17 protein-coding genes are annotated in these 17,155 nt (G+C 64.4%); 12 read left to right on the top strand and 5 right to left on the bottom strand.

Annotated elements, in window-relative coordinates:
* Window positions 1–42: 42 nt before the first annotated feature.
* Both G8O24_RS33415 and G8O24_RS33410 read left to right on the top strand, forming a co-directional pair.
* The gene (locus G8O24_RS33415; protein ID WP_188106796.1) at window positions 43–882 is read left to right on the top strand and encodes an AraC family transcriptional regulator; all 840 of its coding nucleotides are present in this window, start codon (window positions 43–45) and stop codon (window positions 880–882) included.
* 258 nt (window positions 883–1,140) lie between these two features.
* Window positions 1,141–2,493: a malonyl-CoA decarboxylase gene (locus G8O24_RS33410; RefSeq protein WP_188106795.1), complete on the top strand. Its 1,353-nt coding sequence runs from the start codon at window positions 1,141–1,143 to the stop codon at window positions 2,491–2,493.
* A 208-nt stretch (window positions 2,494–2,701) separates the two neighbouring features.
* On the opposite strand, the gene tarD is transcribed toward G8O24_RS33410, so the two are convergent.
* From tarD to G8O24_RS33385, 5 genes are all read right to left on the bottom strand, one after another.
* Window positions 2,702–3,871 (bottom strand): D(-)-tartrate dehydratase, encoded by a 1,170-nt coding sequence (gene tarD / locus G8O24_RS33405; protein WP_188106794.1) that lies wholly within the window; start codon window positions 3,869–3,871, stop codon window positions 2,702–2,704.
* 196 nt (window positions 3,872–4,067) lie between these two features.
* Window positions 4,068–4,325 carry a DUF3297 family protein gene (locus tag G8O24_RS33400; RefSeq protein ID WP_092237479.1) on the bottom strand — a complete coding sequence of 86 codons (258 nt, stop codon included), beginning with the start codon at window positions 4,323–4,325 and terminating at the stop codon, window positions 4,068–4,070.
* Window positions 4,322–4,798 (bottom strand): glutathione peroxidase, encoded by a 477-nt coding sequence (locus G8O24_RS33395; protein WP_188106793.1) that lies wholly within the window; start codon window positions 4,796–4,798, stop codon window positions 4,322–4,324. The genes G8O24_RS33400 and G8O24_RS33395 overlap by 4 nt, the downstream gene beginning before the upstream one ends.
* A 2-nt stretch (window positions 4,799–4,800) precedes the next feature.
* Complete coding sequence (locus G8O24_RS33390; RefSeq protein ID WP_188106792.1) at window positions 4,801–6,201, bottom strand: amidase family protein; 1,401 nt, start codon at window positions 6,199–6,201, stop codon at window positions 4,801–4,803.
* Window positions 6,202–6,381: 180 nt separating this feature from the next.
* Complete coding sequence (locus G8O24_RS33385) at window positions 6,382–6,639, bottom strand: DUF6894 family protein (RefSeq protein ID WP_188106791.1); 258 nt, start codon at window positions 6,637–6,639, stop codon at window positions 6,382–6,384.
* Between the two features lie 263 nt (window positions 6,640–6,902).
* Here G8O24_RS33385 and pqqA point away from each other — a divergent pair, with 263 nt between their 5' ends.
* From pqqA to G8O24_RS33335, 10 genes are all read left to right on the top strand, one after another.
* Window positions 6,903–6,983, top strand: a complete 81-nt coding sequence (pqqA, locus tag G8O24_RS33380) for a pyrroloquinoline quinone precursor peptide PqqA (protein ID WP_007595659.1) — start codon at window positions 6,903–6,905, stop codon at window positions 6,981–6,983.
* A gap of 129 nt (window positions 6,984–7,112) precedes the next feature.
* Window positions 7,113–8,042: a pyrroloquinoline quinone biosynthesis protein PqqB gene (pqqB, locus tag G8O24_RS33375; protein ID WP_188106790.1), complete on the top strand. Its 930-nt coding sequence runs from the start codon at window positions 7,113–7,115 to the stop codon at window positions 8,040–8,042.
* Window positions 8,039–8,818 (top strand): pyrroloquinoline-quinone synthase PqqC, encoded by a 780-nt coding sequence (gene pqqC, locus G8O24_RS33370; RefSeq protein WP_188106789.1) that lies wholly within the window; start codon window positions 8,039–8,041, stop codon window positions 8,816–8,818. The genes pqqB and pqqC overlap by 4 nt, the downstream gene beginning before the upstream one ends.
* A gap of 12 nt (window positions 8,819–8,830) precedes the next feature.
* Window positions 8,831–9,142 carry a pyrroloquinoline quinone biosynthesis peptide chaperone PqqD gene (gene pqqD / locus G8O24_RS33365; protein WP_188106788.1) on the top strand — a complete coding sequence of 104 codons (312 nt, stop codon included), beginning with the start codon at window positions 8,831–8,833 and terminating at the stop codon, window positions 9,140–9,142.
* Window positions 9,139–10,332 (top strand): pyrroloquinoline quinone biosynthesis protein PqqE, encoded by a 1,194-nt coding sequence (pqqE, locus tag G8O24_RS33360; protein ID WP_188106787.1) that lies wholly within the window; start codon window positions 9,139–9,141, stop codon window positions 10,330–10,332. Before pqqD ends, pqqE begins: the two co-directional genes overlap by 4 nt.
* Window positions 10,322–11,308, top strand: a complete 987-nt coding sequence (gene pip, locus G8O24_RS33355; protein WP_188106786.1) for a prolyl aminopeptidase — start codon at window positions 10,322–10,324, stop codon at window positions 11,306–11,308. Before pqqE ends, pip begins: the two co-directional genes overlap by 11 nt.
* Window positions 11,309–11,333: 25 nt before the next feature.
* Entirely contained in the window at window positions 11,334–12,011 is a 678-nt protein-coding gene (locus tag G8O24_RS33350; protein WP_188106785.1) for a DUF4286 family protein, read from the top strand.
* Between the two features lie 325 nt (window positions 12,012–12,336).
* The gene (locus G8O24_RS33345; protein WP_188106784.1) at window positions 12,337–14,136 is read left to right on the top strand and encodes an FAD-dependent oxidoreductase; all 1,800 of its coding nucleotides are present in this window, start codon (window positions 12,337–12,339) and stop codon (window positions 14,134–14,136) included.
* Window positions 14,106–15,953: a 2-oxoacid:acceptor oxidoreductase subunit alpha gene (locus G8O24_RS33340; protein WP_188106783.1), complete on the top strand. Its 1,848-nt coding sequence runs from the start codon at window positions 14,106–14,108 to the stop codon at window positions 15,951–15,953. Before G8O24_RS33345 ends, G8O24_RS33340 begins: the two co-directional genes overlap by 31 nt.
* Window positions 15,950–17,005 carry a 2-oxoacid:ferredoxin oxidoreductase subunit beta gene (locus G8O24_RS33335; protein WP_188106782.1) on the top strand — a complete coding sequence of 352 codons (1,056 nt, stop codon included), beginning with the start codon at window positions 15,950–15,952 and terminating at the stop codon, window positions 17,003–17,005. The genes G8O24_RS33340 and G8O24_RS33335 overlap by 4 nt, the downstream gene beginning before the upstream one ends.
* Window positions 17,006–17,155: the final 150 nt, after the last annotated feature.

Below are 17,155 nucleotides of genomic sequence, written 5' to 3'. Positions count from 1 at the left end.
TCTCCTGCTCCGAAATGAGGTATATGTCATCGGCATGACGGGATGCTGCCAATGACTGTCTTGAAGGCGCCAATCGTGGAAACGCCAATCTTGGAAACGCCAATTCTGCGGGAGGTCCAGGGCAACCACCGCTCGCCGGCGGGCGTGCACCTGGTCGCGCGCGATTATCCGAGAGGCATGCGGATCGATCTGCACATGCACCGTGAGGCGCAGCTGATCTATGCGGCCAAGGGCACGATGCAGGTGAACACGCCCGCCGGGCGCTGGCTGGTGCCGCCGGACCGCGCGGTCTGGGTGCCGGCCGGGCTCGAACACGCCATCGACCTGCTCGCCGACATCGAGATGCGCACGCTGTATTTCGACCTCGCCTGGCTGAAGCGCGAACAGCGCTATGAGGGATTGACCAGGGAGTTCGTGGTGCGGGTGTCGCCGCTGCTCAATCAGGCGATCCTCGCGCTGTTTGAGTCCCGCAATACGTCTGAACGTACCGAGTTGCTGGTGCGCCTCGTCATGCTGGAATTGCACCAGGCCGAGGATTCCGCGACCTTCGTGCCGCTGCCGCGCGAAGCGCGCTGCCGCCGCGCCGCGATGATCGTGCTCGACGATCCCACCGCCCTCTACGACATCGGCACGCTGGCGCGCGAGGTCGGCACCTCCGCGCGCACGCTGTCGCGGCTGTTTTCGAGCGAGACGCAGCTGAGCTTCAAGAGCTGGTGCCAGCGCGCGAGGATTGCGGCGGCGATCCACAGGCTGTCGACCGATGCGAACGTCTCGGTGAAGCAGCTCGCGACCCAGCTCGGCTACGCCAGCGTGCCGGCGTTTTCGGCGGCGTTCCGGCAAGTGACCGGGCGGACGCCGACGGAGTTTGCGGGGAAGGGCTAGCTCTCTCCACGTCATTGCGAGCAACTGTAGGGTGGGCAAAGCGGAGCGTGCCCACGCATTTTTCGCAGTCGAGAGAGATCGTGGGCACGGCGCAAGTGCGCCTTTGCCCACCCTACGGCACCGATCGAACCGCCCCACATGACGGTTTCCACATGGCCGACTAAAGATGCCGCATTCCGCCTGCTTGATTGTGATCGGCTTCCGCCTAAATCCCGTGTAAGCTTCCGCATCGCACAAACCCGGATTCGAAACGCCCAGATGGCCAATGCCTTCTTCTCCGACCTGCTCGCCACGATTTCCGAGCGCGGCCGCACGCTGCTGCGCCGGGGAGATTCCGCCGACACCAAGCAGGATGCCGACGGGCTGATCGAGCTCTGCGGCGCGCTGCTGTCGGGCCGTGGCGAGGCTTCCGGCACTGCCATGGCGCGCGAGGTGCTCGACATCTACCAGGAGTTGGATGCGGCAGGACGCCGCGCCTTCTTCGAAGGGCTGGTGCGCGATTTCGGTCCGGATCGGGAGCGCCTGAGCAAGGCGATCGAGAAGTGGCGCACCAAGCCTGATGACGAGGACGCCAGCGCGCTGCATTTCGCCTCGGAGCCGCGGCGGCAGGAACTGATCCGCCGGCTCAACCGCGCCCCTGGTGGCACCGGCGATCTCGTCGCCATGCGCGCCGATTTGCTCGGCATGATGAACGGACACACCGATCTCGCCGCGCTCGACCGCGACGTCTCGCATCTTCTCTCTTCGTGGTTCAACAGGGGGTTTCTCGTGCTGCGCCGGATTGACTGGTCGACCCCGGCCAACATCCTCGAAAAGATCATCCGCTATGAAGCGGTGCACGAGATCTCGGACTGGGACGATCTGCGCCGCCGCATCGATCCGGTCGACCGCCGCTGCTACGCCTTCTTCCATCCCGCGATGGTGGACGAGCCCCTGATCTTCGTCGAGGTGGCGCTGACCGAGACGATTCCGGGCGCGATCGCGCCGCTGCTCGCGGTGGATCGCCAGCATCTGTCGATCGCGAAGGCGCGCACCGCCGTGTTTTATTCGATCTCGAATACCCAACGCGGCCTCGGCGGCATCTCCTTCGGCAGCTTCCTGATCAAGCAGGTGGTGGAAGAGCTGCGCCGCGAGCTGCCGAAGCTCGACACCTTCGTGACGCTGTCGCCGGTGCCGGGCTTCATGCCATGGATCAGACAGGACAAGGACCTGCCGCTGTCGGATGAGGACCGCGAGATCCTCAAGCGCCTCGACGATCCCAAATGGTACGAGAATCCGGAGACGACCGCGCAGCTGCGCGGCGTGATCGAGCCGCTCGCCGCGCACTACTTCCTGAAGGCGCGCACGCCGAAGGGCCGCCTGATCGATTCCGTCGCCCGCTTCCACCTCGGCAACGGCGCGCGGCTGGAGCGCATCAACTGGCTGGGCGACCTCTCGCCCAAGGGCCTGCGCGAATCCGCCGGCGTGATGGTCAACTACCTCTACCGCCTCGACGACATCGAGAAGAACCACGAAGCCTACGCCAATGACGGCGAGGTCGTGGCCTCGAGCGCGGTGAGGAAGCTCTTGAAGGGCGAAGGGCGGCGGCTATTGGACATGCGGTTGTCTTAGGCCCCTGCTCTCGCCACATCGTCATTGCGAGGAGCTCAGCGACAAAATTGCGTAGCAATTTTGCGCGGATGCGACGAAGCAATCCAGACTGTCTCCGAGGAGGGATTCTGGATTGCTTCCGCCTTCGCCAAGGCTCCGGCGGACAAGTCGCTGCGCTCGCAATGACTGAGTGTGCAGCGCGGCCGTCGCTCTTGCCCCGGCGCCCACCCTACTCCGCCAGCGCCTTCATTTCCTTGTAGAGATCGGACTTGCCCTCGAAGCCGATGCCGGGGAGATCCGGCATGGTGATGTGGCCGTTCTCGACGCTGATACCGTCGGGGAAGCCGCCATAGGGCTGGAACAGATCCGGATAGCTTTCGTTGCCGCCGAGGCCCAGGCCGGCCGCGATGTTGAGCGACATCTGGTGGCCGCCGTGGGGGATGCAGCGGCTCGGCGACCAGCCGTGGGTCTTCAGCACCTCGAGGGTGCGCTGGTATTCGCACAGACCGTAGGACAGCGCGCAGTCGAATTGCAACCAGTCGCGGTCGGGGCGCATGCCGCCGTAGCGGATCAGATTGCGCGCGTCCTGGTGGCTGAAGAGGTTCTCGCCTGTCGCCATCGGGCCCGGATAGAATTCGGCGAGCGCGGCCTGCAGCGCGTAGTCGAGGGGATCGCCGGCTTCCTCGTACCAGAACAGCGGATAGTCGCGCAGCATTTTTGCGTAGGCGATGCCGGTCTCCAGATTGAAGCGGCCGTTGGCGTCGACGGCGAGCTGCGCGTCCTTGCCGATCTCCTTCAGCACCGCCTCGATGCGGGTGCGGTCTTCGTCAATCGGCGCGCCACCGATCTTCATCTTCACGACATTGTAGCCGCGATCGAGATAGCCGCGCATCTCGGCGCGCAGCATCGCAAGATCCTTGCCGGGATAATAGTAACCGCCGGCGGCGTAGACGAAGACGCGCGGATTGGCGGCGACGCCGTGACGCTCGGCGAGCAGGCGGAACAGCGGCTTGCCTGATATCTTCGCCACCGCGTCCCACACCGCCATGTCGATGGTGCCGACCGCGACCGAGCGCTCGCCATGGCCGCCCGGCTTCTCGTTGCTCATCATCGCAGCCCAGACCTTGTCGGGGTCGAGATTGTCGCCGCTCGCATCGAGCAGCGATTTCGGATCGGCGTCGAGAATGCGCGCGGCGAAGCGCTCGCGGATCAGGCCGCCCTGCCCGTAGCGGCCGTTGGAGTTGAAGCCGTAGCCGACGACGCGCCTGCCGTCGCGCACGACATCCGTGACGACGGCGACGAGGCTGGTCGTCATCTTCGTGAAGTCGATATAGGCGTTGCGGATCGGGGACGAGATCGGCTTGGTGATCTCGCGGACGTCGACGATGCGGACGGACATGGACGGGGCCTTTGGTGGTCGAGAGGCATTTCGCCGCTGTCTTCCCGTCATCCTGAGGTGCGAGTGATGGGGCGCTCAGCGCCCGATCGGGAGCCTCGAAGGATGTACGGCCGAGATGCAGCCGGGCCGTCGCCCTTCGAGGCTCGCCGAAGAGGCGAGCACCTCAGGGTGACGGGGAAACATTTAGGCGCGGCTCTTACTTCTTGTCCCTGAAATACGGCTCGACCGGCCCGTGCACCTTGATGGTCAGCGGATTGCCGTAGCGGTCCTTGGCGTTGCCTGCGGTGACGCGGACCCAGCCTTCGCTGATGCAGTACTCCTCGACATTGGTCTTCTCGATGCCCTTGAAGCGGATGCCGACGTCGCGCGAGAGGATGTCGGCGTTGTAATAGGGGCTATTGGGGTCAACGGACAGGCGGTCCGGGAATTCATCGCTCATGGATGTCTCGCTCATAACAGGGTCTCGATTTGCTTCCGCAATCCTTCCGGCCGGGCGGTCGGCGCGTAGCGCGCGATCACGCGGCCGGCACGGTCCACCAGGAATTTGGTGAAATTCCATTTGATGGAGGCGCCCAAGAGGCCGGATTGCTGACGTTTCAGGTATTCGTACAAGGGATGCGCGTGGGCGCCGTTGACGTCGATCTTCTCGAACAGGGGAAAGGTGACGTCGTAATTGGTCGAGCAGAACGTCTGGATCTCGTCGGCCTGCCCCGGTTCCTGCGCGCCGAACTGGTTGCAGGGAAAGCCCAGCACAGAGAAGCCGCGCGGCGACAGATCGCGGTAGAGATCCTCGAGGCCGCGATATTGCGGCGTGAAGCCGCATTTGCTCGCGGTGTTGACGATCAGGAGCACCTGCCCCTCAAAGCGGCGCAGCGCGACCTCTTCGCCATCAAGCGAATTGGCCTTGAAATCGTAGATCGCAGACATCGCTACCCCACGGGATCGATCGGCGAAGCCGGCACGCCGCCTGCCTCGATCGCTTCGCCGGCGAGCAGACACAGATCCTCACGATAGCGGCCGGAGACGATCTGCACGCCGACTGGACTCTTGCCGACGAGACCGGTGGAGACGACCAAACCCGGCAGCCCCATGAAGGGCGTGGCGATCTGCGGCATCTGCGCTTCCCAGACGCGCTCGAAGGATTCGGAATCCTTGCGGTCGAGATGATCGGGGAACGGCAGCTCGCCGGACACCGGCGTCAGCACCACGGCGTAGGTCTCGAAGAACAGCATCCAGTCGCGCGTCAGCGTGGCGCGGCGGGTCAGCGCCTGCGCGTAATTGGCCTGGTCCATCGGCGTGACCTTGGCGCGGTTGCCGTTGAGGCAGGCCAGCGCGCCGGGGTCACCCTCGCGCTCGGCCATTGCGAGCTGCGCCTCGAAGCCATCGCCGAGCCAGAGTTTGCGTTGCCACTCGACCGCCTCGCGCATCGGGGGCGTGTTCTCGATCACATCGACGGCCCACCCCGCGCGCTCCAGCCGCTTGCCGGCGTCGGTCACGGCCGCCTTCACCTCAGGCTTGGTGGCGAGGCCGTCCGGATTGAGACAGATCGCGGCGCGCTTCTGCCGCGCCGGGCCTTCTAGCGGCGCCGGCACATACCAGGGATCGCGCACGTCGCGGGCCGACATCGCCGCGAGCGCGATGCGCAAATCGTTCACGGTGCGCGCCAGCGGGCCCGAGACCGCCATGATCTGCGGGCCGATCGGGCGCTCCGGCAGCGCCGGATTGAAGGCGGGAATGCGGCCGAGCGTCGGGCGCAGGCCGTGCACGCCGCAGGCATAGGCGGGATAGCGGATCGAGCCGGCGATGTCGGTCCCGTGGGCGATGTGGCCGATCCCGGCCGCGACCGCCGAGCCGGCGCCGCCGGACGAGCCGCCCGGCGTCAGTGCGGCATCGCGTGGGTTCTTGGTGTCGCCATGGACGAGGTTGGTGGTGAACCAGCGATAGGAGAAGGCGGGGCAGTTGGTGCGTCCAAGGAGAACCGCGCCGGCCTTGCGGAAATTGGCGACGACCGGATTGTCCTCGCGCGCAATCAGGTCCTTCTGGAGCTTCAGGCCGTTGGTGGTGGCAAAGCCCGCCTGGTCGACATTGGCCTTGATGGTGACGGGGACGCCCGCGAGCACGCCCGCGTCCTCGCCCCTGGCGATGGCGGCATCGACCGCGTCGGCCTGCTTGAGCACGTCCTCGGGCCGGTGGTCGATCACGGCGTTGAGCTTGGGATTGACGGCATCCAGGCGGTCGAGTCCGGCCTTGGCCGCCTCCCGGGCGGACACTTTCCTGGATTTGACGAGGGTGGCGAGGTCGGCGGCCGACAGGCGCCAAAGATCTGGCATGATGTGCTCCGTGTAACCGGCGTCTTTTAGCGCCGGGAACGCGGCAAAGCCATGCGGATTTCGCGGGGGTACTTCGTCATTGCGAGCGAAGCGAAGCAATCCAGACTTGTCACCGCAGAAGCAGTCTGGATTGCTTCGTCGCAAGGGCTCCTCGCAACGACGGGGAGAGAGCGGAGGCCGCTAATGCCGCGTCGCGGACTGGTCCGGCATATCAAGCAGGGCCTCGCTGAAGGGGAACTCCAGCACGATCTCGCCGGCGACGTCGGTGACCTCGATGACGGCCTCGAGCAGGGCCGGCTGGGCACCTTCGGACTTCACCACCTCCAGAATCATCTGGCGGGCGACCTCCCAGGCACGATCGGGATTGCGCAGATCCTCGCCGTCAGGATCCACGATCAATTCGTCGCCGATACGGGTGTTGAAGAAATATCTGGGCATGCCTGATCCAATGGGGTCGCCTGTAGCTGATTGAAAGCCGTTCCGTACTCACAACTGGTTTATCCCGACAGCGAGCACGACCTATCGGCGGGCCCTGCACATCTTCATTCCCCGGCTTTGCGGCGGCAATACGCTCTCTTTGCAGCGCAGCAATTCTGCGGACCTACTACCTATGTCCGGGAAAATTTCACTAGCGAACTTTTCCGCCCGCAGTAATTTAGTCGTTGGGCGGATACGTCCGAAATCGCGAATGGAGAGCCAAAATGGCCTGGAAAGCCCCGAAGATCGTCGAAGTGCCCTGCGGCATGGAAATCAACATGTATGTGAGCGCCACCCGCAAGTGAGCGGTTGGTAGTTAAGCGTTCTGCGCAGGTGGGTCTTGCGCTCACGGCCGGTTTCCGCACGGAAACCGGGTCGGCCCAATCATTGAGGCCTGAGATCCACCTCGCGACGTTGCCTCCAGGAGACGGATCATGCTTCGCGTCGTCGTCCTGGGCGCCGGGGCCGGCGGCGGAGTCCCGCAATGGAATTGCGGTTGCGAGGGTTGCCGGACGGCACGTAGCTTTGGACATGAGCTTTATCGAACCCAGGCCTCGGTCGCCTTCAGCGGCGACGGCGAGCACTGGTTCCTGATCAACGCCTCCCCCGACCTGCGCCAGCAATTGAATGCCACGCCGCAGCTGCATCCGAAGGCCGGCGCGTTGCGCCATACGCCCGTTGCCGGCGTGATCCTGACCAACAGCGAGGTCGATGCGGTCGCGGGCCTGTTGTCGATGCGCGAGGGCTCGCCCTTCACGGTCTATGGGCATGAGAAGGTGCTGGCGATCCTGGCCAGCAACAGCATCTTCAACGTGCTGAACGAGAAGACCGTGAAACGCCAGCCGATCGGAATCGGCGAGCGGTTCGAGCCGCGGCTCACGGATGGCACGCGCTCAGGCCTCGAAGTGCTGCCGTTCGCGGTGCCGGGCAAATCGGCCTGGTATCTCGAGGGCAAGGCGCATCCCGGCGGCGAGGGCGGCGACGGCGATACGCTGGGCCTGAAGATATCAGACAAATCATCCGGCAAGTGCTTCTACTTCATCGCCGCCTGCGCCGACATCACCGACGCGCTCAAGGCCGAGATCGACGGCGCCGCGCTGGTGTTCTTCGACGGCACGGTGTGGCGGGACGACGAGATGATCCGCGCCGGCCTCGGCCACAAGACCGGCAAGAGCATGGGACATGTCGCGATGTCCGGCGAGGACGGTGCGATCGCGCGGCTGGCCGATCTCAATATCGACAGGAAGATATTTCTGCATATCAATAACTCGAACCCGGCGCTTCTGCCTGCCTCGCCTGAACGCAAGACTGCTGAACAGGCGGGATGGCAGATTCCCGCCGACGGAACGGAGATCGTGCTGTGAATGCCGCATCCATGACTGGAATGACCGCGCTCTCTGTTGGCAAGGACATCAGGCTCAACTCGGCCGAGGAGCTCGAGGCTGTGCTGCGCCATATCGGGGCGACGCGCTATCACAGCCTGCATCCGTTCCATAAGCTGCTGCACGGCGGCAAGCTGAACAAGGGCCAGGTGCAGGCCTGGGCGCTGAACCGCTACTATTACCAGAGCACCATCCCGATCAAGGATGCGGTGGTGATCTCGCGCTTCCGCGACCGTGCCACGCGCCTGGAATGGCGCCACCGCATCGAGGACCATGACGGCGATGTCGGCAGCGAAGGCGGCATCGAGCGCTGGCTGAAGCTGACCGAGGGCCTCGGCCTCGACACGGCTTACGTGGAATCGACCGAAGGCATTCTTCCCGCAACGCGCTTCGCGGTGGAAGCCTATGTGCACTATTGCCGTGAGAAGAGCCCGCTGGAGGCGATCGCCTCCTCGCTCACGGAGCTGTTCGCGCCTGGTATCCATGAAGAGCGCATCGCCGGCATGTTGCAGCACTACGATTTCGTCAATCCTGACATCATGAGCTACTTCAAGCGCCGCCTGACCCAGGCGCCGCGCGATGCCAATTTCGCGCTGGAGTATGTCAGGACCCACGCCACGACGCCGGAGCAGCGCGCGCAGGTGTGCAACGCGCTGATCTTCAAGACCAACGTGCTGTGGGTGCAGCTCGACGCGCTCCAGCATGCCTATGTCGAGGGCAACATTCCGCCGGGCGCGTTCGTGCCCAAAGCGAGTTGAGGGATAGCTGCAATGGCCGGGCCGCGGAACATCAGCGTCAGCGAGGCCAGCCGCCCCGTGCTGCCGCGGCATGCCAAGCTGAAATATGACGAGACGCGGAAAGTCTGGGTGATCCTGGCGCCCGAGCGCGTGCTGGCGCCCGACGAGATCGCGGTCGAGGTGTTGCAGCTCTGCGACGGCAAGCGCAGTGTCGGCGAGGTGTCCGACCAGCTCGCCGCGAAATATGCCGCGCCCCGCGAGGCGATCCTCACCGACGTCATCGCCATGCTGCAGGATCTCGCCGACAAGGGCTTTCTCACCGAGATCAGGGAGAAGACGCCATGAGCGACGTGCCCCTGGTCATCCCGCCTGACGCCAGCGATAGCCTCGCCGTGCTGGAGAAGCAGCGCTCGACGGCGGAAACGTTCGGCATTCCGCTCGCGGTGCTGCTCGAGATCACCCACCGCTGCCCGCTGCAATGCCCCTATTGCTCCAACCCGGTCGAGCTCGATCGCGCCGGCAAGGAGCTGACCACCGACGAGTGGAAGAAGGTTTTGAGCGAGCTCGCCGAGATCGGCGTGCTTCAGGTGCATTTCTCCGGCGGCGAGCCGACGGCGCGAAAAGACCTGGTCGAGCTGGTCAAGCATGCCAGCGACGTCGACCTCTATACCAATTTGATCACCTCGGCCGTGCTGCTGACACGCGAGAAGCTGGGCGAACTGGCCGACGCCGGCCTCTGCCACGTCCAGATCTCGTTCCAGGGCATCGAGGAAGGCCTCGCCGATCGCGTCGCCGGCTACAAGGGCGGCCACCGCAAGAAGCTCGAAGTGGCAAAGTGGACCCGCGAGCTGGATCTGCCGCTCACCGTCAACGCGGTGATGCACCGGCAGAATTTGCATCAGCTGCCCGACATCATCCAGAGGTCTGTTGATCTCGACGCCGACCGGCTCGAGGTCGCCAATGTGCAATATTACGGCTGGGCACTGAAGAACCGCGCCGCACTGATGCCGACGGTGGCACAGCTCGACGAATGCACCCGCACCGTCGAGGAAGCGCGCGAGCGGCTGAAGGGCCGGCTGACGATCGACTACGTCGTCCCTGATTATTACGCGCTGCGGCCGAAGAAGTGCATGGGCGGCTGGGGCCGGCAGTTCTTCAACATCTCGCCCGCCGGCAAGGTGCTGCCCTGCCACGCCGCCGAGAGCATCACCGGGCTCGACTTCCTGTCGGTGCGCTCCAACCATTCGATCGCCTGGATCTGGCAGAACTCCGAGGCCTTCAACCGCTATCGCGGCACCGGCTGGATGAAGGAGCCGTGCAAGTCGTGCGAGTTCCGCGAGATCGATTTCGGCGGCTGCCGTTGTCAGGCCTTCGCGCTGACCGGCGATGCCGCCAACACCGACCCGGCCTGTGCACTGTCGCCGCTGCACGAGACCATCTTCAAGCAGGCGGAAGCCGAGGCCGAGGGCGAGACCAACCGCTTCCTCTACCGCAACTTCGCCAGCGGCACCCTGGAATCCGAGAATGGCGGCTGACGCCGATGCAGCCACAGCCGCAAGGCGCGCCGATCCCTTTGCGCCGCTGACCTCCGACATGCTGGACGTCGGCGATGGCCACGAGCTCTATGTCGAGAGCGTCGGCCGCGCGGACGGCATCCCCGCGATCTATCTGCATGGCGGGCCGGGCTCCGGCTGCCAGCCCGATCATCGCCGGCTGTTCGATCCCGAGCGCATGCATGCCGTGCTGTTCGACCAGCGCGGCTGCGGCCGCAGCCGCCCGAAGGGATCGCGCGAGCACAACACCACGGCGCATTTGATCGCGGACATGGAGAAGATACGCGAGAGGTTTGGATTAGAACGCTGGATGGTGGTCGGCGGCTCCTGGGGCGCGACGTTGGCGCTGGCTTATGCAGAGACGCACCCCGAGCGCGTCTCCGGCATTGCGCTGCGCGCGACGTTTCTGGGCACGCAAGCAGAGGTCGAGACCGCCTTCACATCGCGCTTGGCGCAATTCTACCCGGCGCTGCATGAGGATTTTCTCAGCGTGCTGCCGCCGGAGGAGCGCGCACGACCGGTGCAAGCCTATTATCGCCGTATCCTCGATCCCGATACGGCCGTGCACGGACCCGCCTCGCGCGCCTGGCACGACACCGAGCGCGCGCTGTCGGAGCACAAGGCAGCCAAGACGCGGATTGACCTCGCTTCACTGAACGTCTGGCGCACGCTGCCGGCGACGCCGTTCATGGAGGCGCATTATTTCGCCAACAATTCCTTCATGAGCGACGACCAGTTGTTGCGAAATGCCGGCAAGCTGAAGGGCATTCCCGGCATTATCGTGCAGGGGCGCTACGATCTGCTGTGTCCTCCTGAGACATCCGCGCGGCTCGCGCAAGTTTGGTCGGGTTCCGAGATCAGAATCGTGGAAGAGGCCGGACATTCGCTCTATGATGCCGGCGTGCGGGACGCGGTCATGAGGTCGATCGCCGATCTCGCCACGAAGGCCGCGCGCTGAGGCGCGAAACAAGGACAACAAGAAAATGCCGCTCGCCGGGACGGGCATGCTGCTGACGTCGATGAACATCGACGAAAGCGACGAGGCCGATTTCAACCGCTGGTACGATCGCGAGCATCTGGAAGAGCGCGTCGCCATCGAGGGATTCCTGGAAGCGCGGCGCTATGTCGCCCACGCCGCTAATCCCAAATATCTCTCGCTCTATTCGACCGCGACGCTGGAGGTGCTCGACGGTCCCGCCTACCGGGCGCGGCTCGCCAACCAGACCGAATGGTCGCGGCGGACCATGGCGCATTTCAAGAACATGCTGCGCGTGGTCGCGCGCATCACCATCAGCAAGGGCACCGGCCGCGGCGCCGCGCTCGGCCTGGTGCGGCTGCGGCCGACGCCTGAGAATGCCGGCGCGTGGCGTGATGCACTGCAAGAGAGGCTGGCCCCGCAGAATCGCGACGGCATCATCTCGATGCATCTGCTTGAGAGCGAGCCGGAATTATCGGGAGCGACGGCGGATATTCCGGCGGTGCGCAACGAGGGCGCGCGCGACTGGTTCGTGCTGATCGACGGCACGCATGTCAGCGCGGTCTCGGCCGTCATCGCCGAGCGCTTCACCGGGCCAGCGGCCGCGCCCTTCCCGCTGCCCGTCTCTGTCGGCACCTACAGCCTGATGTGGGACCTTGCGAAGAGCGACATCGCGCGGGGCTGACCGCCGCTGTCATTGCGAGGAGCGCTTGCGACGAAACAATCCAGGAATGTTTCCGCGCTGCGATAGACTGGATTGCTTCGCTGCGCTCGCAATGACGGGGCTTGTGATGCTGCACCGCACGCCCCTCGCGCGCGGCGCGTTAATGCTGTGCGCGCTTGGCTCCCATGAAAGCCGATGATCTCGCAAATTTGCCGTTGTGCTTCGGAACAGTTCTAATAAGCTAACCCAATGACGTCATTCAGAAACCAGATCGCCGCGCATTAAGCGTACGACAAGCTCAAAGAAAAGGCCGCCGGGTCTTTGAGCCTGCGCGGAGAGGGTAGGAATGAAACCGACCGATATCGCGGCCCCCGACTACTTTCACAAAGTGGTCGATTGTCAGTGGGCCTGTCCTGCGCACACTCCGGTTCCCGAATATATCCGCCTGATCGCGCAAGGTCGCTACAGCGACGCCTACATGATCAATTGGAAATCGAACGTGTTTCCCGGAATCCTGGGACGCACTTGCGATCGTCCCTGCGAGCCGGCGTGCCGGCGCGGACGTGTCGAGGAGACGCCTGTTGCGATCTGCCGCTTGAAGCGCGTCGCTGCCGACTTCAAGGACGACATCAAGCAGCGCCTGCCGAAGCCTGTGCCGAAGAACGGCAAGCGCATTGCGTTCGTCGGCGGCGGTCCGGCCTCGCTGACCGTGGCCCGCGACCTGGCACCGCTCGGCTATCACTGCACCGTGTTCGACGGCGATCCCGAGGCCGGCGGCATGATGCGGACCCAGATCCCGAAATTCCGCCTGCCCAATTCCGTGATCGACGAGGAGACCGGCTACATCCTGGGTCTCGGTGTCGAGTTCAAGGGTGGCCATCGCATCGACAGCATGAAGGCGCTGCTCGCGGAGAAATACGACGCGATCTTCGTCGGCTCCGGCGCGCCCCGCGGGCGCGAGCTCGACATTCCCGGCCGGAAGGAAGCTGCCGGCAATATCCATATCGGCATCGACTGGCTCTCATCGGTCTCGTTCGGCCACACCGACAAGATCGGCAAGCGCGTCATCGTGCTCGGCGGCGGCAACACCGCGATGGATTGCTGCCGCACCGCGCGCCGGCTCGGCGGCGAGGACGTCAAGGTGATCGTGCGCTCGGGCTTCGAGGAGATGAAGGCCTCGCCCTGGGAGAAGGAGGACGCGATCCACGAGGACATTCCGATCCTCAACTTCCTTGTCCCCACCGCCTTCATCCATGACGACGGCAAGCTTACCGGCGTCACCTTCCAGAAGGTGAAGGCCGAATACGACGCCAAGGGCCGCCGCAACCTCGTGCCCTCGGGCGAGCCGGACCAGACGTTCGAGTGCGACGACGTGCTGGTCGCGGTCGGCCAGGAGAACGCCTTCCCCTGGATCGAGCAGGATTGCGGCATCGAGTTCGACAAATGGCACATGCCCAAGGTCGATCCGAAGACCTTCGTCTCGACCAATCCAAAAGTGTTCTTCGGCGGCGACGCCGCGTTCGGCCCGAAGAACATCATCTGGGCGGTGGCGCAGGGGCACGACGCCGCGCTGTCGATCCACAAGATGCTCTCCGGCGAGGACATCACCGAGCGGCCGCTGCCGGAGGTGCAAATCTCCTCGCAGAAGATGGGCATCCACGAATGGAGCTATGACAACGACATCTCCATCGACAAGCGCTTCAAGGTGCCGCATCGCGACAAAGTCGTCGCGCTGAAGGACATCCGCACCGAGGTCGAGCTCGGCTACGACGTCAAGCTCGCGCTCGGCGAGGCGCATCGCTGCCTGAACTGCGACGTGCAGACGGTGTTCTCGACCTCGCTCTGCATCGAATGCGATGCCTGCGCCGACATCTGCCCGATGGACTGCATCACCTTCACTGGCAATGGCGAGGAAGACGATCTGCGCACGCGCCTGAAGGCGCCCTCGCCGCATCCGGACCAGGACCTTTACGTCTCCTCCGATCTCAAGACCGGGCGGGTGATGGTCAAGGACGAGGACGTCTGCCTGCATTGCGGGCTGTGCGCCGAGCGATGTCCCACCGGGGCCTGGGACATGCAGAAATATTTCATCGAGATGACTCACGCAGGTTCGACATGTCCGACAAAAAGCCGATCAGCCGCGTAAACGACTTCGTCGTCCGCTTCGCCAACGTCAACGGCTCGGGCTCGGCCAGCGCCAACGAGATGTTCGCGCGCGCGATCCTGCGCCATGGCGTGCCTGTCAGCCCGCGCAACATCTTCCCCTCCAACATCCAGGGCCTGCCGACCTGGTACGAGGTGCGCGTGACCGAGGACGGCCATCTCGGCGCCCGCGGCGGCGTCGACATGATGGTGGCGATGAACCCGCAGACCTGGGACAAGGACGTCGCCGGCATCGAGCCCGGCGGCTATCTGTTCTACGATTCCACCAAGCCGACGCCGTCGACCAAATTCCGCGACGACATCACCGTGATCGGCGTCCCCTTAACCGCAATCACCAACTCGACCTACACCGATCCGCGCCAGCGCCAGCTGTTCAAGAACATCATCTATCTCGGCGCACTCTCCGCGCTGCTCGAGATGGATCCGAAGCTGATTGAGCAGCTGATCGGCGAGCAGTACAAGGGCAAGGAGAAGCTGCTCTCCTCCAATGTCCATGCGCTGCATCTCGGGCGCGACTGGGCCTTGCAGAATCTGAAATGCCCGATCGGGCTGCGCGTCAAGAAGTCCGATAAAGTCGGCGACCGCATCTTCATCGAGGGTAACAGTGCAGCCGCGCTCGGCGCCGTCTATGGCGGCGCGACGGTGTGCGCGTGGTATCCGATCACGCCGTCCTCCTCGGTGGCGGAGGCCTTCACCGCGCATTGCAAGAAGTACCGGCACGATCCCGAAACCGGCAAAGCCAAGTACGCCATCGTGCAGGGCGAGGACGAACTGGCCTCGATCGGCATCGTCATCGGCGCCTCCTGGAACGGCGCGCGCGCCTTCACCGCGACCTCGGGCCCGGGCATCTCGCTGATGACCGAGTTCATCGGCCTCTCATACTTCGCCGAGATCCCGGCCGTGATCATGAACATCCAACGTGCCGGCCCCTCCACAGGCATGCCGACGCGCACCCAGCAATGCGACATCATCGCCTGCGCCTATGCTTCGCATGGCGACACCAAGCATGTGCTGCTGTTCCCGGAAGATCCGGCCGAGGCCTTCGAGTTCGCGGCGGCCGCGTTCGATCTCGCCGAGCGGCTGCAGACGACGATCTTCCTGATGCTCGATCTCGACATCGGCATGAACCACCGGCTCTGCCGCCCGCTGAAGTGGGACGATTCCAGGCAATACGACCGCGGCAAGGTGATGACCGCGGAGATGCTGGAAGAGGGGCGCGACTTCGGCCGCTATCTCGACGTCGACGGCGACGGCATCCCCTACCGCACCTATCCCGGCACGCATCCGACCAAGGGCTCGTACTTCACCCGCGGCACCTCGCGCGACCGCTATGCGCGCTATTCCGAGGAAGGTTCGGTTTATGCCGACAACATGCAGCGGCTGGTGCGCAAGTTCGAGACCGCGCAGGACCTCGTGCCGCGGCCGCTGCAGGCCAATGCGGAACGGCCGACCAAATACGGCGTGATCTACTTCGGCTCGACCTCGCCGGCGATGGATGAGGCGATCGGATTGCTCGAGGCGCGCGGGCACCAGCTCGATCGCCTGCGCATCCGCGCCTTCCCGTTCCACTCCAGCGTCGCCAGCTTCCTCGCCGAGCACGACTTCGTCTACGTCGTCGAGCAGAATCGCGACAGCCAGCTGCGTCAGCTCATCGTCAACGAGAACGGCATCGATCCGGTCCGCCTCGTGCCGATCGTGCATTATGACGGCACCCCGATCACCGCCCGCTTCATCGCAAAAGCCATTGGCGACCACCAGGATCACCTCAAGGTGACCCCGCTCCGCAAGGCCGTGTCATGACCTACATCGCAAAGCCGAAATTCCATCATCCGGGCCTGAAGAAGAACGAGCTCGGCTACACGCATCGCGACTACGAGGGCAAGATCTCGACGCTGTGCGCCGGCTGCGGCCACGACTCGATCACGGCCTCGATCATCGAGGCCTGCTACGAGCTCTCGATCGAGCCGCACCGGGTGGCGAAAATCTCCGGCATCGGCTGCTCGTCGAAGACGCCTGACTATTTCCTCGGCAATTCGCACGGCTTCAACTCCGTGCACGGCCGCATGCCGTCCGTGCTGACAGGCGCCAATCTCGCCAATCGCGATCTGATCTATCTCGGCGTCTCCGGCGACGGCGATTCAGCCTCGATCGGCTTCGGCCAGTTCGCGCATTCGATCCGGCGCGGCGTCAACATGACCTATATCGTCGAGAACAACGGCGTCTACGGCCTGACCAAGGGCCAGTTCTCGGCCACCGCCGACCGTGGCTCGAAGAGCAAAAAGGGCGTCACCAACACCGACAACGCGATCGACCTCGTCGCCATCGCGCTGCAACTCGGCGCCACCTTCGTCGCGCGCTCCTTCTCCGGCGACAAGGCCCAGCTGGTGCCGCTGATCGCGGCGGCGATCGGCCACAAGGGCGCCTCCTTCATCGACGTCATCAGTCCCTGCATCGCCTTCAACAACCACGCCGGCTCGACCAAGAGCTTCGACTATGTTCGCGAGCACAATGATGCGGTGAATCGGCTCGACGTGCTGGTCGGCCGCGATCCCATCGCGGTGGACTATGCACCTGGCACCGTGCAGGTGGTCGAGCAGCATGACGGCAGCAAGATCGCGCTGCGCAAGATCGACGCCGATTACGATCCGCATGACCGGCTGGGCGCGCAGACCTTTCTCGCCAGGCACGCCGCCAAGGGCCAGATCGTCACCGGGCTTCTCTACGTCGACCCCGATGCGGACGATCTGCACGCCCATCTCAACACGGTCGAGACGCCGCTCAACACGCTGGAAGCCGATACGCTCTGCCCGGGCTCGGCGGTGCTGGACAAGATCAACGCAAGTTTGCGGTGAGGCTGCTTGACCTCTCGGAGTCGGTAGGGTGGGCAAAGCGCAGCGTGCCCACCATGTCTCGCGATCTTGAAAGAGATCGTGGGCACGGCGCAAGCGCGCCTTTGCCCACCCTTGTATTAGCGCGCCGGGTTAGGATGAGCCCCGTTCCGT

Origin of the sequence: Bradyrhizobium campsiandrae (assembly GCF_014529705.1) — a bacterium.
In the GTDB taxonomy this organism is placed as follows: Bacteria; Pseudomonadota; Alphaproteobacteria; order Rhizobiales; family Xanthobacteraceae; genus Bradyrhizobium; species Bradyrhizobium campsiandrae.
The sequence above is the reverse complement of the archived record's forward strand: the minus strand, read 5'-3'. Positions and strand labels throughout refer to the sequence as shown.

Bases quoted from the DNA above. Each gene is read 5' to 3' on its own strand.
- pip (WP_188106786.1), top strand. From the start codon at position 10,322: ATGGCGGCTGACGCCGATGCAGCCACAGCCGCAAGGCGCGCCGATCCC.
- G8O24_RS33335 (WP_188106782.1), top strand. From the start codon at position 15,950: ATGACCTACATCGCAAAGCCGAAATTCCATCATCCGGGCCTGAAGAAG.
- G8O24_RS33345 (WP_188106784.1), top strand. From the start codon at position 12,337: ATGAAACCGACCGATATCGCGGCCCCCGACTACTTTCACAAAGTGGTC.
- G8O24_RS33400 (WP_092237479.1), bottom strand. From the start codon at position 4,325: ATGAGCGAGACATCCATGAGCGATGAATTCCCGGACCGCCTGTCCGTT.
- G8O24_RS33415 (WP_188106796.1), top strand. From the start codon at position 43: ATGCTGCCAATGACTGTCTTGAAGGCGCCAATCGTGGAAACGCCAATC.
- G8O24_RS33390 (WP_188106792.1), bottom strand. From the start codon at position 6,201: ATGCCAGATCTTTGGCGCCTGTCGGCCGCCGACCTCGCCACCCTCGTC.
- pqqE (WP_188106787.1), top strand. From the start codon at position 9,139: ATGAGCGACGTGCCCCTGGTCATCCCGCCTGACGCCAGCGATAGCCTC.
- G8O24_RS33410 (WP_188106795.1), top strand. From the start codon at position 1,141: ATGGCCAATGCCTTCTTCTCCGACCTGCTCGCCACGATTTCCGAGCGC.
- G8O24_RS33340 (WP_188106783.1), top strand. From the start codon at position 14,106: ATGTCCGACAAAAAGCCGATCAGCCGCGTAAACGACTTCGTCGTCCGC.
- pqqA (WP_007595659.1), top strand. From the start codon at position 6,903: ATGGCCTGGAAAGCCCCGAAGATCGTCGAAGTGCCCTGCGGCATGGAA.
- G8O24_RS33350 (WP_188106785.1), top strand. From the start codon at position 11,334: ATGCCGCTCGCCGGGACGGGCATGCTGCTGACGTCGATGAACATCGAC.
- pqqD (WP_188106788.1), top strand. From the start codon at position 8,831: ATGGCCGGGCCGCGGAACATCAGCGTCAGCGAGGCCAGCCGCCCCGTG.
- pqqB (WP_188106790.1), top strand. From the start codon at position 7,113: ATGCTTCGCGTCGTCGTCCTGGGCGCCGGGGCCGGCGGCGGAGTCCCG.
- tarD (WP_188106794.1), bottom strand. From the start codon at position 3,871: ATGTCCGTCCGCATCGTCGACGTCCGCGAGATCACCAAGCCGATCTCG.
- G8O24_RS33395 (WP_188106793.1), bottom strand. From the start codon at position 4,798: ATGTCTGCGATCTACGATTTCAAGGCCAATTCGCTTGATGGCGAAGAG.
- G8O24_RS33385 (WP_188106791.1), bottom strand. From the start codon at position 6,639: ATGCCCAGATATTTCTTCAACACCCGTATCGGCGACGAATTGATCGTG.